Annotated in this window: 3 protein-coding genes and 1 pseudogene; 1 reads left to right on the top strand and 3 read right to left on the bottom strand. The window is 41.1% G+C overall.

Annotated features, from left to right (window positions below):
• A partial coding sequence (locus tag QZ359_RS04505; protein ID WP_293963271.1) for a pyruvate formate lyase family protein occupies positions 1–892 on the bottom strand: 892 nt, incomplete at its 3' end.
• Positions 893–1,129: 237 nt separating this feature from the next.
• On the opposite strand from QZ359_RS04505, the gene dinB reads away from it, so the two are divergent.
• A complete protein-coding gene (dinB, locus tag QZ359_RS04500; protein WP_293963268.1) occupies positions 1,130–2,191 on the top strand; it encodes a DNA polymerase IV in 1,062 nt (353 codons plus the stop codon).
• Positions 2,192–2,338: 147 nt separating this feature from the next.
• On the opposite strand, the gene QZ359_RS04495 is transcribed toward dinB, so the two are convergent.
• Both QZ359_RS04495 and QZ359_RS04490 read right to left on the bottom strand, forming a co-directional pair.
• The gene (locus QZ359_RS04495; protein WP_293963264.1) at positions 2,339–3,184 is read right to left on the bottom strand and encodes an undecaprenyl-diphosphate phosphatase; all 846 of its coding nucleotides are present in this window, start codon (positions 3,182–3,184) and stop codon (positions 2,339–2,341) included.
• Positions 3,185–3,231: 47 nt separating this feature from the next.
• A pseudogene (locus QZ359_RS04490) lies at positions 3,232–3,621 on the bottom strand (DUF2207 domain-containing protein); the annotation flags it as partial.

Genomic DNA, 3,621 nt, shown 5'->3' with positions numbered 1-3,621 from the left:
TTTCTGATTCAGTAAATGTACCACGAGCAAGGTCACGTTCTGCAAAGATGTCCAAAACGATTGGTACACGACCTAGAGATGTAGCAGCACCGTTGATAACACGGCAGACAGACATGAAGGCGATGTTAACCCATTGGATAGCTTCTTTAACGTTCATCGCTGGTTTGCGAACGTCAACTCCGTAAAGGTCACCCAAACGAACAACTTGTTGCAATGCTTGGTATTGAAGGTTGATTTCTTCACGAAGACGGATTGTTTCTTCATCGATTTCTTCGATTGCGTTCCAGTCGTTTACTTTTTCTTGCATCAAGTAGTCTGCACCGTAAAGAGCAAGACGTGCGTAAACACCGATGATACGTCCGCGTGAGTATGCATCTGGAAGACCAGTTACAGTGTGTGCGTGACGAGCGCGACGAATGTTTGAAGTGTAGGCACGGAAGATACCGTCGTTAACTGTTGTTACGTATTTAGTAAAGATTTCGTGAACAGCTGGATCTGGTTCATATCCATTTTCTTTCAAAGTAGTTTCAGCCATACGGATACCACCTTTTGGCATGAAGTTCAATTTGAAGAGTTCATCGTTTTGGATACCGAAGATAACTTCATTTTCTTTATCGATAAATCCTGCTGGAATGTCAGCAATAGATGTCGGACGAGTGTCCATTGGGAAACGAGTTTCTTCGTAGTGTGCTTTAGTTTCTTCTACAATTTTTTTGATGTGAAGTGAACGTTCTGTTGGTCCTGCGAGGAAGCTTTCGTCTCCATCGTAAGGTGTGTAGTTAGCTTGTACGAAGCGTGATACACTTGCTTTTTCTTTCCAATCTACGCCTTTGAAGCCTTCCCAAGCTTTGTCAAAAATATCTTGTGCTTCAACAACTGTCTTAACAACCATGTTAATGTCCTCTTTTTTCTTTCTAGTAACAACCATCTGTTACATTCATGAGACAAGTATACCATACAGTAACCGATTTCAACAAGTGGAAAAACCCTATTTTTACACTTTCTTTTCTAAAACAGTCTATATTTTTCCCTAAACTGTATTATATTTTTGAAAAAATAAAGTCCTTTTTTCTTTTTTTCAGAAAAAAAGGTATAATGAAAGAAAATAAGCAGTAAAAAGGTACTAGGCATGTTGATTTTCCCCTTGTTAAATGATTTGTCAAGAAAAATCATCCATATTGACATGGATGCCTTTTTTGCTGCGGTAGAAATCAGGGATAATCCTAAACTCAGAGGAAAACCTGTCATTATCGGAAGCGACCCTCGGCAAACAGGTGGACGGGGAGTCGTTTCTACCTGTAGCTATGAGGCACGAGCTTTTGGTGTCCATTCTGCCATGAGTTCCAAGGAAGCCTATGAACGCTGTCCCCAGGCAATCTTCATCTCAGGAAATTATGAAAAATATAAAGCTGTGGGCCTCCAGATTCGATCGATTTTTAAGCGCTATACAGATTTGATTGAACCCATGAGCATTGACGAAGCCTATTTGGATGTAACAGAAAATAAACTCGGTATCAGGTCAGCGGTCAAAATTGCTCGCCTCATTCAAGAGGATATCTGGCAAGAACTCCATCTGACTGCTTCTGCCGGTGTTTCTTATAACAAATTCTTAGCTAAAATGGCCAGTGATTATCAAAAACCACATGGTCTGACAGTGATTCTACCTGACCAAGCTGAGGATTTTCTCAAACAAATGGATATTGCTAAATTTCATGGAGTGGGGAAAAAGACGGTAGAACGTCTGCATCAAATGGGTATTTTTACTGGCGCTGACCTACTTGAAGTCCCTGAAGTGACCCTAATAGACCGTTTTGGTAGACTGGGTTATGACCTTTATCGAAAGGCTCGTGGCATCCACAATTCCCCAGTCAAATCCAATCGCATCCGTAAGTCAATCGGGAAGGAGAAAACCTATGGGAAGATTCTCCGTGCCGAGGAAGATATCAAAAAAGAGCTGACTCTTCTATCAGAAAGAGTCGCTCTCAATCTCAGTCAACAAGAAAAATCTGGAAAAATTGTCATTTTGAAAATCCGCTACGAGGACTTTTCAACTCTTACTAAACGAAAAAGTCTGGCTCAAAAAACACAGGATGCTAGCCAGATAAGCCAAATAGCCCTGCAACTCTATGAAGAGTTAAGCGAGAAAGAAAGAGGTGTCCGCCTGTTGGGGATTACCATGACTGGATTTTAAAACTCAATGAAAATCAAAGAGCAAACTAGGAAGCTTGCCGCAGGTTGCTCAAAACACCGTTTTGAGGTTGCAGATAGAACTGACGTGATTTGAATTTGATTTTCGAAGAGTATAAAACCTTGAAGAGCTGCCCCTTCAAGGTTTTTCTTATACAAATAAACGGACAAAGCTATAAAGTAGCAAGACACTACCAAGCACGATACGGTATTTACCGAAAAGGGTAAAGTCGTGTTTTTTCACATAACTTGTCAAGAAACGAATAGCCACCATGCTGACCGCAAAAGCTACTCCCATCGCAACCAAGAGCAAGAACAATTGCCCAAAGCTCAAGAGCTGTCCTGCTTTCAAAAACTTGAAAATCTTTAAGGCACTGGCCCCAAACATAACAGGAATTCCAAGATAGAAAGTAAATTCTGTCACAACAGAACGACTGGTTCCATTTAACAAACCACCGACAATCGTTGCACCTGAACGGCTAGTCCCTGGTAAAAGGGCAAGAACTTGGAAGAGTCCGATATAGAAAGCTGTCGTATAAGGAAGCTTGTCTAACTCTGTTACACTTGGCTCGATAGCACGCGCTTTATTGCGCTTTTCCAAATAGATAAAGGCAATCCCGTAGATAATCAACATGAGGGCAACTGAAACCATATTATGGAAGTGGGTATCAAACCAATCGTCAAATTTAAAGACGGCAAGTAAAGGCAAGGTCGCAATCAAAACCTTCAACCATAGTCTCCAAGTCTTACGAACTTCCTGCTTGTCCTTAGTCGGTTTGAAGGGATTGAGCTTGTTAAAGTAAATCACCATAACTGCTAAAATAGCACCAAGCTGAATCACGACATTAAACATGGACATAAAGGCTTCACTCTGATTTTGGTATTGGATAAATTCCTCTGCTAAAATCAAGTGACCTGTACTTGAAATCGGCAGCCATTCCGTAATTCCTTCAACAATACCGAAGAAGATAGATTTTAAAATTTCAATAAGATACATAGATTACTCCTTTTTCTATCTTCCATTATAGCATATTTTAGCTCTCTTTAAAAGGCACCGATACTGCCACCACCTCCGCCTCCAGAGAAGCCACCGCCAGAACTTCCACTTCCAGAAGATACGGAGTAGGTGCTTGCTGTATTTGCGACACTAGCATAATGGCTCATTTGCGCGCTTGAATGATAAAACATACTATGCCAGCCATAAGCTACATAAAGATTGATATCTGGATTTTCCACTTTAATCTGATGAACCTTCATCAAATGACTAACCTTGTCCGCATAGCCAAATAAGGTCGCATAGACCAAGAGGCGATTCCAGACCACAATACTTTCCAATTCAGCCTGATCCAATCGTGCAATCTCACGCAACATATTTTCAAAACTGGTCCAGAGATAGTAGACTTCTGCCCCTGCTTCATTTAGGACACCATCACG

It is taken from the genome of Streptococcus sp. (assembly GCF_019414905.1).
In the GTDB taxonomy this organism is placed as follows: domain Bacteria; phylum Bacillota; class Bacilli; order Lactobacillales; family Streptococcaceae; genus Streptococcus.
The sequence above is the reverse complement of the archived record's forward strand: the minus strand, read 5'-3'. Positions and strand labels throughout refer to the sequence as shown.

What these genes read in the sequence shown, in the direction of transcription:
- dinB (WP_293963268.1), top strand. Translation starts at nt 1,130, where the DNA reads ATGTTGATTTTCCCCTTGTTAAATGATTTGTCAAGAAAAATCATCCAT.
- QZ359_RS04495 (WP_293963264.1), bottom strand. Translation starts at nt 3,184, where the DNA reads ATGTATCTTATTGAAATTTTAAAATCTATCTTCTTCGGTATTGTTGAA.